At 71.4% G+C, this 19,404-nt stretch carries 17 protein-coding genes; 7 read left to right on the top strand and 10 right to left on the bottom strand.

What is annotated here, in order from left to right; translation table 11 throughout:
• Nucleotides 1-35 precede the first annotated feature (35 nt).
• The 8 genes from ELQ40_RS10430 to pepN (ELQ40_RS10395) all read right to left on the bottom strand — a co-directional run bounded on the left by ELQ40_RS10430 (nt 36) and on the right by pepN (ELQ40_RS10395) (nt 10,796).
• On the bottom strand, nt 36-533 hold the full coding sequence (locus ELQ40_RS10430) for a globin (protein ID WP_127793626.1): 498 nt from the start codon (nt 531-533) through the stop codon (nt 36-38).
• A complete protein-coding gene (locus ELQ40_RS10425) occupies nt 530-1,669 on the bottom strand; it encodes a mechanosensitive ion channel domain-containing protein (protein WP_127793625.1) in 1,140 nt (379 codons plus the stop codon). The genes ELQ40_RS10430 and ELQ40_RS10425 overlap by 4 nt, the downstream gene beginning before the upstream one ends.
• A 12-nt stretch (nt 1,670-1,681) precedes the next feature.
• Complete coding sequence (pepN, locus tag ELQ40_RS10420) at nt 1,682-4,300, bottom strand: aminopeptidase N (RefSeq protein ID WP_127793624.1); 2,619 nt, start codon at nt 4,298-4,300, stop codon at nt 1,682-1,684.
• Between the two features lie 39 nt (nt 4,301-4,339).
• Entirely contained in the window at nt 4,340-5,068 is a 729-nt protein-coding gene (locus ELQ40_RS10415) for a response regulator transcription factor (protein ID WP_205649317.1), read from the bottom strand.
• Nucleotides 5,065-6,345: a sensor histidine kinase gene (locus ELQ40_RS10410; protein ID WP_127793622.1), complete on the bottom strand. Its 1,281-nt coding sequence runs from the start codon at nt 6,343-6,345 to the stop codon at nt 5,065-5,067. Before ELQ40_RS10410 ends, ELQ40_RS10415 begins: the two co-directional genes overlap by 4 nt.
• Nucleotides 6,346-6,355: 10 nt before the next feature.
• The gene (locus tag ELQ40_RS10405) at nt 6,356-7,207 is read right to left on the bottom strand and encodes an ABC transporter permease subunit (protein ID WP_240665736.1); all 852 of its coding nucleotides are present in this window, start codon (nt 7,205-7,207) and stop codon (nt 6,356-6,358) included.
• The gene (locus tag ELQ40_RS10400) at nt 7,204-8,115 is read right to left on the bottom strand and encodes an ABC transporter ATP-binding protein (RefSeq protein WP_127793621.1); all 912 of its coding nucleotides are present in this window, start codon (nt 8,113-8,115) and stop codon (nt 7,204-7,206) included. Before ELQ40_RS10400 ends, ELQ40_RS10405 begins: the two co-directional genes overlap by 4 nt.
• A 116-nt stretch (nt 8,116-8,231) precedes the next feature.
• The gene (gene pepN / locus ELQ40_RS10395; RefSeq protein WP_127793620.1) at nt 8,232-10,796 is read right to left on the bottom strand and encodes an aminopeptidase N; all 2,565 of its coding nucleotides are present in this window, start codon (nt 10,794-10,796) and stop codon (nt 8,232-8,234) included.
• 115 nt (nt 10,797-10,911) lie between these two features.
• Between pepN (ELQ40_RS10395) and ELQ40_RS10390 the strand changes: the two genes are divergently transcribed.
• From ELQ40_RS10390 to ELQ40_RS10360, 7 genes are all read left to right on the top strand, one after another.
• Nucleotides 10,912-11,916: a DUF2332 domain-containing protein gene (locus ELQ40_RS10390; RefSeq protein ID WP_127793619.1), complete on the top strand. Its 1,005-nt coding sequence runs from the start codon at nt 10,912-10,914 to the stop codon at nt 11,914-11,916.
• A 10-nt stretch (nt 11,917-11,926) separates the two neighbouring features.
• Nucleotides 11,927-12,430 (top strand): ribose-5-phosphate isomerase, encoded by a 504-nt coding sequence (locus ELQ40_RS10385; protein WP_127793618.1) that lies wholly within the window; start codon nt 11,927-11,929, stop codon nt 12,428-12,430.
• Between the two features lie 3 nt (nt 12,431-12,433).
• Nucleotides 12,434-13,453, top strand: coding sequence for an Fpg/Nei family DNA glycosylase (locus tag ELQ40_RS10380; protein WP_127793617.1), 1,020 nt, complete (start codon nt 12,434-12,436; stop codon nt 13,451-13,453).
• Between the two features lie 45 nt (nt 13,454-13,498).
• Nucleotides 13,499-14,164 (top strand): FMN-binding negative transcriptional regulator, encoded by a 666-nt coding sequence (locus ELQ40_RS10375; RefSeq protein WP_127793616.1) that lies wholly within the window; start codon nt 13,499-13,501, stop codon nt 14,162-14,164.
• On the top strand, nt 14,161-15,648 hold the full coding sequence (locus tag ELQ40_RS10370) for an amidohydrolase (protein ID WP_127793615.1): 1,488 nt from the start codon (nt 14,161-14,163) through the stop codon (nt 15,646-15,648). The genes ELQ40_RS10375 and ELQ40_RS10370 overlap by 4 nt, the downstream gene beginning before the upstream one ends.
• 175 nt (nt 15,649-15,823) lie before the next feature.
• Nucleotides 15,824-17,272: a sensor histidine kinase gene (locus ELQ40_RS10365; protein ID WP_127793614.1), complete on the top strand. Its 1,449-nt coding sequence runs from the start codon at nt 15,824-15,826 to the stop codon at nt 17,270-17,272.
• Nucleotides 17,273-17,324: 52 nt separating this feature from the next.
• Nucleotides 17,325-17,984 (top strand): response regulator transcription factor, encoded by a 660-nt coding sequence (locus tag ELQ40_RS10360; protein WP_127793613.1) that lies wholly within the window; start codon nt 17,325-17,327, stop codon nt 17,982-17,984.
• A gap of 42 nt (nt 17,985-18,026) precedes the next feature.
• On the opposite strand, the gene ELQ40_RS10355 is transcribed toward ELQ40_RS10360, so the two are convergent.
• Nucleotides 18,027-18,746 (bottom strand): hypothetical protein, encoded by a 720-nt coding sequence (locus ELQ40_RS10355; RefSeq protein WP_127793612.1) that lies wholly within the window; start codon nt 18,744-18,746, stop codon nt 18,027-18,029.
• A 63-nt stretch (nt 18,747-18,809) separates the two neighbouring features.
• Entirely contained in the window at nt 18,810-19,295 is a 486-nt protein-coding gene (locus tag ELQ40_RS10350) for a Dps family protein (RefSeq protein ID WP_127793611.1), read from the bottom strand.
• Nucleotides 19,296-19,404: the final 109 nt, after the last annotated feature.

Below are 19,404 nucleotides of genomic sequence, written 5' to 3'. Positions count from 1 at the left end.
GGTGCAGCGTGCTCCGGTGGGCGCCGGAGCCGGGATCAGTCCTCGAAGGTGTTCACCATCGCGAACGCCGCGCGCTGCAGGTAGTCCCAGAGGACCTCCTCGGCGAGCGGGGGGAGGTCCAGCGTATCGACCGCGGCGCGCATGTGCGCGAGCCAACGGTCGCGGGCGTCGGGGTTCACCTTGAACGGCTGGTGGCGCAGCCGCAGGCGCGGGTGGCCGCGCTCCTGGCTGTAGGTGCCGGGGCCGCCCCAGTACTGCTCGAGGAAGAGCTGCAGGCGCAGGGCCGCGGGGCCCAGGTCCTCCTCGGGGTACATGGGTTTGAGCACCGGATCCGCGGCGACGCCGCGGTAGAACTCGTTCACGAGCTTCTCGAAGGTCGCCGACCCGCCGACCTGGTCGTAGAACGAGTCTCCCAGTGCCGCGCCGTGCTCGCTGCTGCGCAGCGGCACGTTCGCCGGTTGAGCCGGGCCGGATGCCTCGGGCGGCACGACCGACCCCGCAGCGCGGTCGTCGGCGGATTCGCGATCGGTCATGCGTCGGAGCCTCCGCCCGATGTGCTGCCGCTCGGCGTACTCGGCGGATCCTTCGGCGCACGCGGTCCGCGGGGGAGCAGCGGCTTCTTCGCGGGCTTCGCCTTGGCCTCGGATGCGAGCACGGCGTTCGGGGCGGTCCGCGGCGGTTTGGTGCCCTTCACCCGGGTCGCCGCGTCGAATCCGCTGAGCACCACCGCGTTCAGGCTGGGCAGCTTCACGTCCATGGCGTCGAGCGCGTTCTTGATGCGCACCCGCAGTTCGCGGGCGATGTCGTCCTTCGACGACGTGCGGACCTTCACGACGACGCGGATGACCATCGCCTCGGAGGAGATCGACTCGAGCCCCCAGATCTCGGGCTTCTCGAGGATCCGCGAGCGCCACTTCGGGGTCTGCGCGAACTCGGTCGCCGTCTTCATCAGCGTGGCCTCGACGGCCTCGATGTCGGCGTCGTACGGCACGGCGACGTCGAGGATGACCCGGGCCCAGCCCTGCGACATGTTGCCGACCCGGAGGATCTCGCCGTTCCGGACGAACCAGAGCGTCCCGTTGACGTCGCGGATCTTCGTCACGCGGACGTTGACCTCCTCGACGATGCCGGTCGCCGGTCCCAGATCGACGACGTCGCCGACCCCGACCTGGTCTTCGATGACCATGAACAGGCCGTTGAGCACGTCCTTCACGATGTTCTGGGCGCCGAAGCCGAGGCCGGCGCCGATCGCGGCGGAGAGCAGCGCGAACGAGCCCAGGATGTTCGGGTTGAGCGTTGCGACGATCATCAGCACGACGATGATGCCGATGGTCACGTTGACGATGTTCGTGAGCACCGACCCGAGGGTGCGCGTGCGCTGCACGAGCCGCACGGTGGCGAGGGGCGACGCCTGCAGTGCCTGCGTGTCGGTGACGTCCTGCTTCTTCTTGACGCCGGTGACGATCTGCTGCACGACCCGGTCGATGACGAAGTGCAGCACCCAGCGGATGAGGAGCGCGATGACGACGATGAGGATGATCGAGATCAGCTGGCCGAGCATGATCGCCCAGTTCTCGGACCACCACGTCGAGATCACACTGAAGAAGTCGGTGTTCAGCACGGTCGTCGGTTCGGTCGAAGGCAGCTCGTCGGGGGACTCGAATCGCATGATCCGGAAATCCTATCGATCGGCGACTGGGAGCTCCTCGAACGCCCGGGCGTCGAACGCCCGAGCCGCGAGGGCGCGTTCGAGCTCGGAGAGCTGCTCCGAGACGAGTCGCACCAACGGCGCCGGGCCGTCGTTCGCCGCGAGCCACACGCGCGTCCGTTCGGCGAGCCGCTCGTCGACCAGCGGGCTCGGGAAGAGCCGCGTGACGATGAGCGAGGCCATGGTCGAGGACCGCTGCGCCCACACCTGCTGCAGCATCGCGAAGTAGCCCTCGACGCTCGGTGCCAGCAGTGCGGCGGGCGCTGCGCGACGCCAGCCGTCGGCGACCGCGCGTGCGAGGTCGTTCGAGAGGGAGGCATCCGTCGCGACGCGATGCCACGCAGCCGCCTTCGTCGTCTCGTCGGGCGCCGCGGCGCGAGCCGTCTCGGCGAGCTGTCGGCCCTTGGCGGTGTCGTCGAGCGCGAGTGCCGCGTCGATCTCGCCGGCGGCGGACGCGCCGAGGGCGCTCCGGGCGATCACGATCTCCCAGCGCAGGTCGAGGTCGATCTCGAGGCCGTCGAGCGCCTCGTGTCCGTCGAGGAGCGAGCCGAGCACGTGGGCGTGCGCGGGCGTGGAGGCGAGCCTCGTGAACGCCTTCGCGAACTGGAGCTGCGCATCGGAGCCGGGTTCGGCGAGCGCGGCCTGCGCCCAGACGGCGTCGCCGGCCTCGGCGGCGACGAGGTCGCGGTGCTCCTCGGCGACGTAGCGGCCGATCGCGAGTTCGAGCCGCGCGAGCGTGAGCCCGCGAGTCGAGGACTGCGACTCGTGCCCGACGTTGCGCAGGACCAGGCGGACGTAGTCGCCTGCGGCGAACTCGGCGTCGCGCACCGCGTCCCAGGCCGATCCGAGCACGACCGCGCGCGCGACCGGGTCGCCGAGCTCCGAGAGGTGGTCGATCGCGGTCGAGAACGAGTCGGCGTCGAGCCGGACCTTCGCATAGGTCAGGTCGTCGTCGTTCACGAGCAGCAGGTCCGGCCGGTGGTGTCCCTGGAGTTCGAGGACCGGCGTCGATGCGCCGTCGACGTCGAGCTCGACGCGGTGGGTGCGCAGGAGTCGGCCGCCGACGAGGTCGTAGCAGCCGATCGCGAGCCGGTGCGGTCGCAGGGTCGGCCGTTCGACGGGAGCCGCCTGCTCCACCCTGGCCGAGCGGATCACGCCCGACTCGTCGTCGACGTCGAGCGCGACGCGCAGCGTGTTCACGCCCGCGGTCTCGAGCCAGACCGCGGACCACGTCGACAGCTCGCGGCCCGATGCGAGCTCGAGCTCGCGGAGGAGGTCGGCGAGGGTCGCGTTTCCGCCGCCGTGGGCGCGGAGGTACGCGCCGACCCCGCGCTGGAACGCCTCGAGCCCGACCCAGGCGACCAACTGCTTCAGCACCGAGGCGCCCTTGTCGTAGGTGATCGCGTCGAAGTTGACCTCGACGTCGGCGAGGTCGCGGATCTCGGCGACGATGGGATGCGTCGACGGCAGCTGGTCCTGCTCGGCGGCGTGCGCCTTCTCATCGCTCGCGAACGTCGCCCAGACACCCGAGAACTCGGTGATCTGCGAGGTGGCCAGCGTCGACGCCCAGGTCGCGAACGACTCGTTCAGCCACAGGTCGTTCCACCAGCGCATCGTCACGGAGTTGCCGAACCACATGTGGCTGAGCTCGTGGAGCACGACGATCGCGCGCTGCTCGCGCCGGGCTTCGGGCACGCGGGCTCGGAACAGGTACGACTCGTTGAAGGTGACGGCGCCGACGTTCTCCATCGCGCCCCAGTTGTACTCGGGCACGAAGATCTGGTCGTACTTGCCGTACGGGTACGGCGCGTCGAACGCGTGCTCGTAGAACTCGAGGCCGCGGCGGACCAGGTCGAACATGACGTCCGGTTCGGCGTACTGGGCCAGCGAACGCCGGGTGAAGAGCCCGAGGGGCACCTCGCGGCCGTCGACGCTCGTGGCGATGCCGCTCCAGCGCTCGTACGGGCCCGCGATGATGGCGACGATGTAGCTGGAGATCACCGGCCCGGTCTCGAACGACCAGGTCGCCGTGTCGGATGCCCCGCCCTCGGCATCCTCGTCGCCGCTCCCCACGGCGCCGGCAACCGGCACGGGCTCGGGCGAGGGCGCGTTCGAGAGCACCGTCCAGTACGCGGGCGCCGTGATCGTGAACCGCACACCCGCCTTCAGGTCTGGCTGGTCGAAGACCGCGTAGACGCGGTTCGCCTCGGCGACGGCGAACTCGGTGTAGAGGTAGGTCTCGTCGTCGACGGGGTCCGTGAAACGGTGCAGTCCCTCGCCGGTGTTGGTGTAGGCACAGGTCGAGACGACCCGCAGTTCGTTCTGCGCGGCGAGGCCGTCGAGCCGGATCCGCGTGCCGTCGCTCACGCCGGCCGGATCGAGCGCCCGGCCGTTCAGCACGATCTCGTGCACCTGCTCGGTGCAGGCCTCGATGAAGGTCGAGGCGCCCTCGACGCCGGTGAAGCGCGCGGTCGTCTCGCTCCGGAAGGTCGCCGCGTCGCCCGTGAGGTCGAGCACGACCTCGTAGCTCGGCGTGCCGACGATCCCGGCCCGCTCCTCGGCTTCCGAACGGGTGAGGTTGGCAGCAGGCATTGACGTGCCCTTTCGTCGGGGGGATGGCGCCCGGCAAGCCTATCGAGGCGGGCGGCGCCCGGGCTGATCCAGCAGGCCGAACTCGTACGCGAGGATGACGAGCTGGACGCGATCCCGGGCGCCGAGTTTCTGCAGCACCCGCCCGACGTGCGTCTTCACCGTCGATTCGGACAGGAAGAATCGTTCGGCGAGTTCGGTGTTGTTGAGGCCCTCCGCGATGCCCAGCAGGATCTCGCGCTCCCTCGAGGTCAGGTCTTCGAGCGCGCTCCGCGCCTGCGGCGCCGGCCCGTCGCCGGCCGGGAGATCCGCGGCGAAGAGTTCGAGCATGCGGCGCGTCACTCGCGGCGAGAGTGCCGCCTCGCCGGCGTGGACGGTTCGGATGGCCGAGACGAGCTCGATCGGTCGGACGTCCTTCAGCAGGAATCCGCTGGCGCCGGCGCGGATCGCCGCGAACGCGTACTCGTCGAGGTCGAACGTCGTCAGGACGAGGATGCGCGTGTCCGGATGCCGCACACTGAGCTCGCCGGTCGCGGCGATGCCGTCCATGCCGGGCATGCGCACGTCCATCAGCAGCACATCGACGGCCGTGGCCTCCACCAGGTCGATGGCTCCGCCGCCGTCGGCGGCCTCGCCGACGACCTCGATGCCGGGCTCGGCCTCGAGGAGGAGGCGGAATCCCGTGCGGACGAGCGCCTGGTCGTCGACGAGGCCGACACGCACGACCGCGCCGTGCGTGCGGTCCGGCCGCCGGCTCGCCTGGTCGGTCATCGGTCGGCCTCCGGGTTCGGGGTCGGGAGCGTCGCGCGCAGCCGCCATCCGCGGCCGCCGCGGGGGCCGGCCTCGAGCGATCCGCCGTACCAGGCGATCCGCTCCTTCAGGCCGGCGAGACCGCGCCCGGCGCCGGCGGGCTCGATCGTCGGCGTGCCGGGGTCCGCCGGCGAGGCGTCGTCCTCGACGAGGATCTCGATGAGATCGCCGCGATGCTCGATCCGCGCGGTGACTCGGCTCGCCCGGGCTCCGTGCCGGAGCGCGTTCGTGAGCCCCTCCTGCACGATCCGGTAGACCGCGAGGCCGAGGGCCGGATCCACGATCGGCGGCCCCGTCGTCGTGAGTCGCACCGGCAGGCCGGCATCGCGGAACCCGTCGACGAGATCGGGGATCTCGGCAGGGCCCGGCTGCGGCCGGAGCTCGGCGCGATCGCCATCGGGTTCGGAGAGCACCCCGAGCATGCGGCGCATCTCGGCCAGCGCGTCGCGACCTGCCTCGGCGACGTTGCGCATGGCCTCGGCCGCGCGGTCCGGATCGCGTCGCACCGTCGCCGCGGAACCGTCGGCGAGCGTCACCATGACCGTGAGGCCGTGGGAGACGATGTCGTGCATCTCGCGGGCGATGCGGGCGCGCTCCTCGGCCGCGGCGAGCCGGGCCTGCTGGTCGCGGTCGCGGGCGAGGTCGTGGGCCCGTGCGATGAGCGCCTCGAGATAGCGCCGCCGGTTCCCGACCGTGATCCCGATGAGCGTCGCGATGAGCAGGAAGACCACGTACTGGCCGGAGGCCGCGACCGGGCCGTCGTCGGGGATCGCTCCGGTGACGGCCTCGAGGTATGCGCCGACCGTCGCGACCAGGACCGAACCGGCGAAGCCGAGCCACGCCGACTTCGTCGATCGGTAGACGCCGAGCGCGTACAGGGCGAACACGACGGCGAACACGTCGCTGGCGCCGGCAGGCGCGGCGAGCAGGCACGCTGCCCACGCGATCCCGATGAGGAGCCACGGTCGGCTGCGACGCAAGACCACCAACGCGGCGCCGACCCCGGCGACGCCCACCACATGGGCGACCACCGCGCCCGTGGCAGGGCCGTCGGCCACGGTCGTGGCCCCGACGATGATCACGAGGCTGGGAACGACGTAGGCGGCGGCGATGAGGGCGTCGGTCAGCCGCGGATGGCGCGCCCAGAACCGCCGGATGACGCCCGGCGGCTTCGGCAGACGCAGTTCTCCCCCGACCGCCGGTGCCGGGCGGCCGGGGGAGAACGGTGCGTCCGTCATGGGCAGGACTCTACGCGTCCCGTCGCTTCAGCAGCGCCGAGGCGCCGAGGAGCGAAGCCGCCACCCACGCGACCACGACGAGCAGGCTCTGCCACGCGTTCGGACCGACCATCGCGGCGTCGTCGGCGCCGACGGCGGTGAACATCGTGAGACCCGCCGACGACGGGAGGTAGAGCCCGACGTCCGTCGCCCAGTCCGCCGGGATCAGCATCAGCACGGTCGGCAGGAGCAGCAGCAGCCCGAGCACCGCGGCTATGCCGCCCGCGCTCGACCGCAGGATGGTGCCGATGCCGAGGGCGAGCACCGCGACGAGCGCGAGGTACAGCGCACTGCCCGCGATCGACAGCGCCGTGACCGGGTCGAGCAGGTCGAGCGCGGTGCCGAGGACCGCGGACGCCGTGAGGTAGCCGCCGACGCTCGCGACCAGTCCGACGACGAAGGTGGCGACGACGAGCACGATCGCCTTCGCGGCGAGCGCGGGCAGGCGCTTCGGCACCGCCGTCAGCGTCGACCGGATCATTCCGGTGGTGTACTCGCCGCTGATCACCAGCACCCCGAGCACCCCGACGACGAGCTGCCCGAAGTACGTGCCGAACGTGGCGGACTGGATGACCAGGTCGCGCTGCTGCTCCGCGGGCATGGCTGCGACGTCGAGTTCGCCGGCGGCGCCGTTGAGCATGCTGAACGACATGAGGGCCGCCATGCCGAGCGAGATCACCACGACGATCGCGTACGACCACACGGTCGACCGGAGGCTGCGGAGTTTCACCCATTCGGAGGCGAGCACGCCGCCGAAGGTCAGTCGGGGCTCTCGGGAACCCGCCGGCCGCCGCATCAGGGCCGAGGTGCTGATCGCGGTCATCGGACGGCCTCCGTCCGGTATTCCACGACGTCCGAGGTGAGGGCGAGGTACGCCTCCTCGAGCGACGCCTGCTGCGGGGAGAGTTCGTGGATCGCGATGCCGTTCGCGAGGGCGAGGTCGCCGATGACGGATGCCGCCAACCCGGTGATCTCGAGCACGCCGGCTTCGGACCGGATGACGGCGACATCGGGCGCCGCGACGAGATCGGCCAACTGCGAGGCATGCGGCGAGCGCACCCTGACCCTGGTCTGCATGCCGCCGGCGATGATGTCGGCGACGGGTGCGTCGGCGATGATCCTGCCGCGGCCCAGCACGATGAGGTGGTCGGCGGTAAGCGCCATCTCGCTCATGAGGTGCGAGGAGAGGAAGACCGTGCGTCCCTCTCCGGCGAGGTGGCGCACGAACTCGCGGACCCAGAGCACTCCCTCGGGATCGAGACCGTTGACCGGTTCGTCGAGGATGAGCGTCGCCGGATCGCCGAGCATGGCCGCCGCGATGCCCAGACGTTGGCCCATGCCGAGCGAGAAGCCGCCGACGCGCTTGCGCGCGACCGACTCGAGACCGGTCAGCTCGATGACCTCGCGGACCCGGCGAGCACCGATGCCGTGCGTCGCCGCCATCGCGAGGAGGTGGTTCTCGGCCGTACGACCGGTGTGCACGGCCTTCGTGTCGAGGAGCGCACCGACCTCGTGCAGGGGAGCCCGGTGCTGGGCGTATGGGCGGCCCCCGACCGTGACCGTGCCGGAGGTCGGTCGGTCGAGTCCCACGATCATGCGCATCGTGGTCGATTTGCCGGCCCCGTTCGGTCCGAGGAAGCCGGTGACCTGCCCGGGTTGCACGGTGAACGTGATGTCGTCGACGGCGGTTCTCGCGCCGTAGCGCTTGGTGAGCGCGGTTGCGGTGATCATGCGTTCGACGCTACGGAATGCGTGGATCGGTCGCGTCGGCCGAGGGGATGGTTCGCGGGCGGCGGCGGGTGGTACCGGGGTACCACCCGCCGTCGCGGCGGCCTGCAGCCCGCGGCCTACTGCGCGTCGCGCGCCTGCGCCGCGAGCGCGCGCTCGACACCGGCGACGTTCTCCACGACGAGGCGGCGGAGCGCCGGAGCGGAGTCGGCGCTGCCGGCGAGCCAGGCGTGGCTGGCCTCGACGAGCGCCGCGTTCGCGAGCGGCGCCGGGTAGAGCAGGTCGACGAGCTTCTCGGCGATCGCGTAGCTGCGCTGTTCCCACACCTCGCCGATCATGGCGAAGTACCGGTCGACGAACGGCTCGAGCAGGGTGCGGTCGGCGGCACGCAGGAAGCCGGCCGCGGTGGTGCGCACGACCGAGTTCGTCGCGGTGTCGACGTCGATGAGCGAGGCCCATGCCCGCTCCTTCGCCTCGGCGGTCGGGATCGCGGCGCGTGCGTGCGCGGCGGACTCCTGGCCGGTGACCGTGTTGTCCTCGGCGAGGCGGGCGTCGATGTCGTCGTCGCCGGCACGGCCCGCGGCGACGAGGGCGATGAGCAGCTCCCAGCCGAGGTCGGTGTCGATGTCGAGCCCGTCGAGGGTGCGCTCGCCGGTGAAGAGGGCCTGCAGGTCCTCGACGTGGGAGCCGGACTCGGCGATCGCGGCGAACGCCTTCACGAACTGGAACTGGGCGTCGCCGCCCGCTTCGGCGGACTGGGACAGCGTCCAGAACCCGTCGGCCAGCGCGCGACGTGCGTCGGCGCGCTTGCCGGGGTCGACGTACGAGCTCGCAGCGAGCAGGGCGTTGGCGATGACGATGCGCAGCGTCGTCGACTCGGTCTCGCTCGCGACGTTGCCGAGCACGAGCTCGAGGTAGTCGCTCGCGGCGGTCTCGCCGTCGCGCGTGGCGTCCCAGACCGAGCTCCAGACGAGCGCGCGCGCCAGCGGCGACGCGAAGTTCGAGAGGTTCTCGAGCGCGACCCGGCGCGACTGCTCGTCCAGGCGGATCTTCGCGTACGCGAGGTCGTCGTCGTTGAGCAGGACCAGGTCGGGGCGGGCGAGGCCGACGAGTTCGGCCACCTCGGTGCGCTCGCCGTCGACGTCGAGCTCGACGCGGTGTTCGCGCACGAGCACGCCGTCCTGCAGGTTGTAGAACCCGATCGCGAGGCGGTGCGGGCGGATCGTGGGGTAGTCGGCCGGTGCGGACTGCAGCACCGCGAACGCGGTGATGGCGCCCGAGGCATCCGTCTGGATCTCGGGGCGCAGCGTGTTGACGCCGGCGGTCTCGAGCCACAGCTTCGACCACGCCGACAGGTCGCGACCGGATGCGGTCTCGAGCTCGGAGAGGAGGTCGGCGAGCGTCGTGTTGCCCCACGCGTGCTTGCGGAAGTACGCGCCGACGCCGGCGAAGAACGCGTCGATGCCGACCCACGCGGCGAGCTGCTTGAGCACCGAGCCGCCCTTGGCGTACGTGATGCCGTCGAAGTTGACGAGCACGTCCTCGAGGTCGCGGATCTCGGCGACGATCGGGTGGGTCGAGGGCAGCTGGTCCTGCCGGTAGGCCCAGGCCTTCTCCATCGAGTTGAACGTGGTCCACGCCTCGTGCCACTCGGTGGCCTCGGCGGTCGCGATGGTCGACGCCCACTCGGCGAACGACTCGTTCAGCCAGAGGTCGTTCCACCACTTCATCGTGACGAGGTCGCCGAACCACATGTGCGCGAGCTCGTGGAGGATCGTGACGACCCGGCGTTCCCGGATCGCGTCGGTGACCTTGGAGCGGAAGACGTACGCCTCGGTGAACGTCACCGCGCCCGCGTTCTCCATCGCGCCGGCGTTGTACTCGGGGACGAAGAGCTGGTCGTACTTCGCGAACGGGTACGGCACGCCGAACTTGTCCTCGAAGTAGGTGAAGCCCTGCTTCGTCTTCTCGAAGACGTAGTCGGCGTCGAGGTACTGCGCGAGGCTGCGGCGCACGAAGACGCCGAGGGGGATCACGCGCCCGTCGGCGCTGGTGAGCTCGTCGCGCACGACGTCGTAGGGGCCGGCGATGAGCGCCGTGATGTAGCTCGAGATGCGCGGCGTCGGCTCGAACGCCCAGGTCCTGGCCGCCCCGTCGGTCGAGCTCGTCGAGGTCACGTCGGTCGGCTCGGGCGTCGGCTGGTTCGACACGACCTCCCAGTGCGCGGGCGCCGTGACGGTGAACCGGAACGCCGCCTTCAGATCGGGCTGCTCGAACACCGCGAACATGCGCCGCGAGTCGGGCACCTCGAACTGGGTGTAGAGGTACGCCTCGCCGTCGACCGGGTCGACGAACCGGTGCAGCCCCTCGCCGGTGTGCATGTAGCGGCCGTCGGCGTCGACGACCAGCACGTTCTCGTCGGCGAGGTCGGGCAGCTGGATGCGCACGCCGTCGCTGACCTCGGCCGGGTCGAGTTCGCGGCCGTTGAGCGTGACCGAGTGCACCGCGGCGGTGATCGCGTCGATGAAGGTCGAGGCGCCCGCGCTCGCTCCGAACCGCACGGTGGTCGTGGTGCGGAACAGGTCGGGCCCCTGCGTCACGTCGAGCACGACGTCGTAGTCGTGGACCGTGACGAGCGCGGCCCGCTCTTCGGCTTCGATCCGGGTGAGGTTGTCTCCAGGCACGTGCAAGTCTCCATCTGCGTCGAACGGATGCCTCGCCCGCGGCTCGTGGCCGCGGGCAACGTCCACCAGCCTAACCGCGCGGGCGTCGCCCGAGGGGTGGGAGTACGGTCGCGGTATGCCATCGAGCACGGATGCCTCGGCCACGACCGCCGAGCGGTACCGCGTGTTCGCCGAGGTCGAGGCGCGGGGCATGTCGGCGACGTACGAGGACTGGGCGTCGGGCATCGCCGAGGATCCGCCGACGATCGCGCTCATCGACGAACTCCCCGCGGCGAAGCGTCAGCCGAACCTGGTCTTCTCGGCAGCCCGGTTCCTCGATGCGCCGACCGGCCGCTACGGGGGATTCCGCGACTGGTTGCACCGGAACTGGGCCGACGTGCGCGAGGTGGCGCTGACCCATGCCACGCAGACCAACGAGGCCGCGCGGAGCGCGCTGCACCTGCCCGTGCTCGCAGGGCTCCCGGGCCCGCTCGCCCTCCTTGAGGTCGGCGCCTCTGCCGGGCTGTGCCTCTACCCCGACCGGTTCGGCTACCGCTACTCGGGGCATCCGCCGCTCGAGCCCGCCGACGGCCCGAGCCCGGTGGTGCTCGACTGCGAGGTCGACGCGGCGACCCCGGTGCCAGGGCGGCTGCCCGAGGTCGTCTGGCGGGGCGGCATCGACCTGCACCCGCTCGACGTCCGCGACGCCGACGACGTCGCCTGGCTCGAGGCGCTCGTCTGGCCCGAGCATGACGACCGGCGGCGTCGCCTGCGGGCTGCGGCCGCGCTCGCCGCGGCCGACCCTCCCCGGATCGTCGCCGGCGACCTCGCCGAGCGGCTCGACGCGCTGGCGGCCGAGGCTCCGCGCGACGCGACGCTGGTGGTCTTCCACACGGCCGTGCTGATGTACTTGGAGCCCGACGCGCGCGAGCGGTTCGCCGAGCAGGTGCGAGGCCTGCCCGGCCACTGGATCTCCGCCGAGGGCCGCACCGTGACGCCCGGCATCCGGGTCCGCGACGACGTGCCGAACGAGCCGGCCGACTTCGTGCTCGCACTCGACGGCACGCAGGTCGCGTGGGCGCAGCCGCACGGACGCCGCCTGCGCTGGACCGGGGGATCCGAGCCTTCCCGGCTTCCCTAGACTTGCCTGCATGCGCATCCACATCGCGACCGACCACGCCGGCCTCGAGTTCAGCCGGACCCTCCTCGACCACCTGACCAACGCCGGTCACGAGGTCGTCGACCACGGCCCGGTCGAGTACGACGCGCTCGACGACTACCCGGCGTTCTGCATCAACGCTGCGCTCGCGGTCGCCCGCGACCAGGCCGTCGGGGTTCGCGCACTCGGGGTGGTGTTCGGCGGGTCCGGCAACGGCGAGCAGATCGCCGCGAACAAGGTCGAGGGCATCCGCGCGGCGCTGGTCTGGAGCATGGACACCGCGATCCTCGCCCGCCAGCACAACGACGCCAACGTCATCTCGATCGGCGCACGCCAGCACACCGTCGAGGAGGCGATCCGCTACATCGACGCCTTCATCGCCGAGCCGTTCTCGGGCGACGAGCGCCACGTGCGCCGCATCGCGCAGCTCGCCGAGTACGAGCAGACCGGCGACATCGCCGGCAAGGGCGTCGACACGGCCTCCGCAGAGGCCTGACCGGTGCCCGAGGGCCACTCCGTCCATCGCATCACCCGGCAGTTCGAACGGAACTTCGTCGGCCACGTGGTGCACGCGTCGAGCCCGCAGGGCCGCTTCGCCGCCGGCGCCGCGCAGCTCGACGGCAAGCGCATGACGGATGCCCGGGCCATCGGCAAGCAGATGTTCCTCGGCTTCGAGGGCGACCTGTGGCTGCGGGTGCACCTCGGCATGTACGGTGCGTGGGACTTCGCGGGCGACATCCTGATGGACGCCACGATCGCCTCGGCGAACGGGCGCATGGGGCAGACCAACCAGCGCGGCACCTTCCTCGACGGCCCGAATCCCGACGGCGTGGCCCGCGACGACGCCATCCTCGACTCCGCCGGCGAGAACTCGCTCACGTCCATCGGTGCTCCGCGCCGGGCGAGGCTGCGCATGTCGGAGTCGGAGAAGGACGGCGGCGGCCTCGACGTCTTCCCGCCCGAGCCGGTCGGCCAGGTGCGCGTGCGCCTGCTCACCGACACGATCTGCGCCGACCTCCGCGGGCCGACCGCCTGCGAGGTGCTCGACCCGGCGCAGGTCGAGCAGGTCGTCGCGAAGCTCGGCCCCGACCCCCTCCTCGACGATGGCCCGGAGGCCGAGGAGCGGTTCACCCGGGCGATCCGCAAGCGCGGCACGCCAATCGGCCTGCTGCTCATGGACCAGTCCGTCGTCTCGGGCATCGGCAACGTCTACCGAGCCGAGATGCTCTTCCGCGCCCGCCAGAATCCGCACACGCCCGGCAAGCTGGTGCCCGAGGAGCACGTGCGGCACCTCTGGGCCGACTGGTCGAAGCTGTTGCGGATCGGCGTCGAGACGGGGCAGATGATGACGATGGACGACCTCGAACCCGAGGCCTACCGTGCCGCGATGGCGAACCGCGCCGACCGGCACTGGGTGTACAAGCGCGAGGGCCTGCCGTGCCGGGTCTGCGGCACGAACGTGGTGCTCGAGGAGATGGGCGCCCGCAAGCTGTACTGGTGCCCGTACTGCCAGGCCTGATCGGAACGTCCGCCGCCCACCCCTGAACCTGTCGAAGCGAGCACCATGCGCCAGAACCCCAGCTTCACCCTCGCGAGCGAGGAGGCCGTCAAGCGGGTCATCCGCGAGCACCCGTGGATGACGATCGTGAGCATGACGGATGCCTCCGGCCTCGTCGCCTCCCACTACCCGGTGCTCCTCGATGAGACCGCGGACGGCATCGTGCTGCTGACCCACGTCGGCCGTCCCGACGAGGTGCTCCACGAACTCGGCAGCCACGAGGTGCTCGTCATCGTGCAGGGGCCGCACGGCTACATCTCGCCCGGGTGGTACGACGCGAAGCCCGCCGTGCCCACCTGGAACTTCGTCGCCGCCCACCTGTACGGCACGCCTGAACTGCTGGACGCCGACGAGAACCTGCGTGTGCTCGAAGCCCTCGTCGACCACTTCGAGGACGCGATGCCCGAACCGCGCCGCATGCGGGGCACGGCAGAGAACTCGGCGTACGCCGACCGCATCGCCGGCGGCACCGTCGGGCTGCGGATCCCGATCACGAGGTTCTCGGCGAAGAACAAGATGAGCCAGAACCGCCCTGCGGAGACCGTCGACCGCATCATCGCCGAGCTCGAGGGCGACGGACCCTACGCCGACGCGGCACTCGCGGCCGAGATGCGGCGTACGCACGCCCTGCTCCGCGCCGCACGAGCGGCCGCGACGGGAGCGGGCGCATGACCACGGGCTCGCTCGTGCTCGAGGAGGCGCGGCTGCCCGGCGCCGACCGCGTCGTCGACCTCGTCGTCCGCGATGGCGCCGTGGTTGGACTGCTGCCGCACGGTGAGGCATCCGTCTCGAGCACCCGACCCGCCGAACGCGTCGCACTCGGCGGGAGATTCGTGCTCCCGGGCCTGCACGACCGGCACGTGCACGCCTCGCAATGGGCGATGGTGTCGCGGCGGATCGACCTCGCCGGTGCGATGAGCGCCGCCGAGGCCGCCGCGCTCGCCGCAGCCGCCGTCGCGCGCGGCGAGACCGAGGTCGCCGGGTTCGGCTACCGCGACGGGCTGTGGCCGGATGCCCCGACCGCGGCCATGCTGGACGACGCTGCCGGCGACGTGCCCGTCGTGCTCGTCTCGGCCGACCTCCACGCCTGCTGGCTGAATCACGCGGCCGCCCGCCGGCACCGCATCGAGCTCCCCGACGACGGCGTGCTCCGCGAGGACGCCTGCTTCGCCCTCGTGCGCGAACTCGACGACGTCGCCGACGACCTGCTCGACGAGTGGGTCGCCGACGCGGCATCCCGCGCCGCCTCCCGCGGGATCGTCGGCATCACCGACTACGAGATGCGCTGGAACCGCGACGACTGGGCGCGGCGCGCAGCCGGCGGCGGATTCCCGCTCCGGGTGGCATTCGGCGTCTACCCGCAGCACCTCGACCGCGCGCTCGCCGAGGGCCTTCGCACCGGCGACGCGATCGACGGCACCGGCGGGCTCGTCGCGGTCGGCGGCGCGAAGATCATCACCGACGGTTCGCTGAACACGCGCACGGCCTGGTGCTTCGACCCGTACCCGGGGCTCGAGGGGCACGCGCATCCCCACGGCCTCGCGACCGTGCCGTACGACGAACTCGTCCCGCTGATGCGCCGCGCCCATGCCGGCGGGCTGACGCCGGCGGTGCACGCCATCGGCGACCGCGCCAACGCACGCGTGCTCGACGCGTTCGAGGCGGTCGGCTGTCCGGGATCGATCGAGCACGCGCAACTGCTCCGCCGCGACGACGTCGAGCGATTCGCCCGGCTCGGGGTCGTCGCCAGCGTGCAGCCCGAGCACGCCATGGACGACCGCGACGTCGCCGACCGGTACTGGGCCGGTCGCACCGACCGCGCGTTCATGCTCTCGGACCTGCACGAGGCCGGAGTCGAGCTCGCCCTCGGATCGGATGCCCCGGTCGCCCCGCTCGACCCCTGGGTCGCGATCGCCGCCGCCGTCGGCCGCGTACGCGACGGCCGCGAGCCGTGGCATCCCGAGCAGGCGATCGACGTCCGCGCCGCGCTGGCCGCGTCGACGAACGGCGCAGGGGCCGACGTGCGCGTCGGCCAGGTCGCCGACCTCGTGGTGGTCGAGGCCGACCCGTACGCGGCATCCGTCGATGAACTCCGGCGGATGCCGGTCGCCGCGACGTTCCTCGCCGGACGGGTCACGACGTCGACGTTGGACTGACCGCGGCCTCGCCGAGCGGGCGCATGCTGCGGGCGCATGCGGGGGAGAACCCCCGTCGGGTTCCGGACGCGGGCCGGATTGGCCCGAGTCCACGGGCACGCGACGCTGGGGACATGCACGGATTCCCCACCCCTCAAGCGGTCGCGCCATGCGACCATGACCGAGGAGACCGATCATGACGACACCGGACGCGACCCCGACCACCTCGGCTCCGCCGAGCCCCCGGGAATCCGACGCGACCGCGGCGGCGGAGACGGAGCCGGCGGTCCCGGGCCCGGCCGTCCCGGGCCCGGCCGCCCGCGGCTACGGCGCGTTGTGGGCCTCGGTTCCGCGCGAGCTCGGCTTCCTCATCCTCACGATGCCGCTCGCCGTCCTCTGGTGCATCGTGACATGGGCGCTCTTCTCCACGGGCGTCGGTCTCATCGCGATCGTCATCGGCATCTTCATCACCGTCGCGGCGCTCTACGTCGCGCGCGGATTCGGCATGCTCGAGCTGCACCGCCTCCGCTGGGCCGGTCGGCCGGCGATCAAGCAACCGGAGTGGTCGCGCGGCGGACACGAGACGAGCTTCTGGCGCGCGACGTTCCTGCCGTTCGCCGACGGCCACTACTGGCTGTACCTGCTGCACGTCCTGATCGTGAACCCCATCGTCAGCGTCGTCACCTGGAGCCTCACGATCACGTGGCTCGCGGGGAGCCTCGGCGGGTTGACGGCCTGGCTCTGGGAGCCCCTCACCCCGAGCGGGGGCCGGGAGTTCTTCCTGCACGAGTGGATCCTCGAACGGTTCTTCCCGGCCGCCGACCTCTCGCACGACCTCCGGGTCGGCGAACTGGTCTTCGAGTTCATCCTCGGCGCGGTCTTCCTGCTCACCCTGCCGTTCGTGTTCCGCGGCCTGACGATGCTGCACGACGTCATCGCCCGAGGTCTGCTCGGGGCCTGGCGTTCCGAGGCGCTCGAGCGGGAGGTCGTGGCGCTCGCCGCATCTCGCGGCGCCGCGGTGCAGGCCGAGGACGCCTCGCTCCGCCGGCTCGAACGGGACATCCACGACGGCCCGCAGCAGCGTCTCGTCCGCCTCCAGATGGATCTCGCGGCCATCGAGCGCCGGCTCGACCACGACCCGGAGCAGGCGAAGGCGCTCGTCGGCGAGGCCCGCGAGACCGCTCGTGAGGCACTGGACGAACTCCGGGCGCTCTCCCGCGGATTCGCGCCGCCGCTCCTGCAGGACCGCGGGCTGTCGTCGGCGCTTTCGGCGATGGTCGCACGCAGTCCGATCCCGGTGACCCTCGAGGACCTGCTCCCGTCAGATGCCGACCTGCCCGCATCGATCGAGCGCAACGCCTACTTCATCGCGGCGGAACTGCTCACGAACACCGTCAAGCACGCGGATGCCTCCGCCGTGCGGGTGCGCGTCGCAGTCCGCGACACGGGCCGCGCCGGTCGGTGGCTCGACCTCTGGGTCACGGACAACGGGCGCGGCGGGGCATCCCTTGCCGAAGGACACGGACTCGCAGGGCTCGACGAGCGCGTCCGCGGCCTGCGCGGCATGCTCGTCGTCGAAAGTCCGGTCGGCGGGCCCACCTCGGTCGGCGCGCACATCCCCTACGTCCCGGTGACGCAGGCGTGACCTCGTCGGCGGATGCCTCGGCCGGGGCATCCACCCTCGCTACGCTGGGGGGATGACCGAAGCCGGACGGCCGCTGCGCATCTGCCTCGCCGAGGACTCCGTACTGCTCCGCGAGGGGCTCGTCCGGCTCTTCGACGAAGCCGGCTTCGAGACGGTCGCCGCGTACGGTGACGCGGACGCGCTGCTCGCCGAGTTCGACGACTCCGCCGTCGACGTCGTCGTGCTCGACGTGCGCATGCCGCCGACGTTCCGCGACGAGGGAGTGCGGGCCGCGATCGAGCTGCGCCGTCGCGCGCCGCGCGTGGGCATCCTCCTGCTCAGCCAGTACGTCGAGGGGACCTACGCGCACGAGCTGCTCTCGAGCGGCGAGGGCGGCATGGGATACCTGCTGAAGGACCGGGTCGCGTCGCTCGACGAACTGCAGGACGCCGTCCAGCGGATCAGCGCCGGCGGCACGGTGCTCGATCCCCAGGTCGTCCGCGAGTTGCTGTCGCGGCGCGCCGACCCGCTCACGTCGCTCACTCCGCGCGAGCGGGAGGTGCTCGAGCTCATGGCGGAAGGGCGCACCAACTCGGGCATCGCCGCGCAGTTGTTCATCGGCGTCGGGGCGGTCGAGAAGAACGTGACCGCGATCTTCCAGAAGCTCGGGCTCGAGGACTCGGGCACCGACCACCGTCGCGTGCTCGCCGTGCTCGCCTGGTTGCAACGGTAGGCGACGCGCTGCGCTGTTGGGCACGGGACCGGCTGCTCCCGCTCAGACCGAGCCGGTGCCGGGCGTCCGCCGGAGGGGGACGTGCGTGCGCTGGACGCGCACGAAGCTCCGATATCCGAGGGACATCGACGCGACGATCGCGGCGACGGCGACGGCGGTTCCGACGCCGATCGCCCATCCCGTCGACGCGGTGAGCGTGAAGAGCAGCGCTCCGACGAACAATCCGTCGATCGCCGAGGTCGTGAGTACGACGAGCATTGCCGAGCTCGCGAGCACCTGGGTCCGGTCGCGCACGGCGAACGGATAGTAGGTCCGTGTCGCACCCTGGAGGTCGTCGGCGGTCCCGGTGAGCAGGTATCGCTCAACACCCGGATCGAGGTCGACGTACGCGGCGCGGATCCGGTTCATGGCGAGCACGTACGCGAGATCCTCGCTCATCGTGTTGAAGACGCGCAGCTGGGTGACGATCCCGAGCAGCACCAGGAGGAACAGCACGCCGAGGGCGGCGGCGCCGGACCAATCGCGGAAGGCGGTCGCGTTGCCCAGGACGCCGAGCGTGACGAGACCCGCCGAGACGAGTGTCAGCAGGATGGCGATCCGGGTGAGCACCTCGCTCTGCGTGGTGGAACGCGACGCGAGCAGACTCCAGTGTTCGGTCGCGAGCAGCTGCGCGCGCAGCGCGCGCTGGGCATCGGAGAGCGCGGGCGCCGGTCGGTCGCCGTCATCCGGAGACGGAACGGGCCCGGGAGCAGCTGCCGTCATACCGGCATTCTGCTCCCGGGCCCGTCCCGACGCACCCCCTCTTGATCAGGGGGATCGCGTCGGTCAGCTCACGCTGAGGTGCGCGGCGAGGAACCAGCGGTCCTTGTCGAGGCCCTGGCGGATCGAGATCGCGATGTCCTGGCTCGACGGGTCGAGCTCGGCCAACCCCTCGATCGCGGCGTTCACCTTCTCGGTGGCGACGTCGATCTGCGCGATCACGTCGGCGATCGTGTCGTCGGCCTGCTTGAATCCGGCCTTCGGGTTGACCGCGCCACCCTCCTTCGCGACGGTGGCGAGGCGCGCGTCGATCGGCAGCCCGAGAGCGATGATCCGCTCGGCGGCCTCGTCCGACCAGTCCTGCGCGTGGTCGACGACCACGTCGAGGAACTCGTGCACCTCGATGAAGTTGTGGCCGCGCACGTGCCAGTGCGCCTGCTTGCCGTTGACGGCCAGCGCGATCAGCTCATGCACGATCGGGGTGAAGAACTGCGCAACCCCTGAGGCGACCTCGGCGTTGGTCCCGGTCTTCGGAGCAATGGTGTCGGTCATCTGAGCCCACCTTCCTGATCGATGTCAGGTACAACGCTACGCGGATAGCGGCGTATTTCAAGGGAGGAAAGGCTGGCCTCAACGCCTGATCATGCGCGATTTCGCCGCG

Origin of the sequence: Agromyces sp. LHK192 (assembly GCF_004006235.1) — a bacterium.
GTDB lineage: Bacteria > Actinomycetota > Actinomycetes > Actinomycetales > Microbacteriaceae > Agromyces.
The sequence above is the reverse complement of the archived record's forward strand: the minus strand, read 5'-3'. Positions and strand labels throughout refer to the sequence as shown.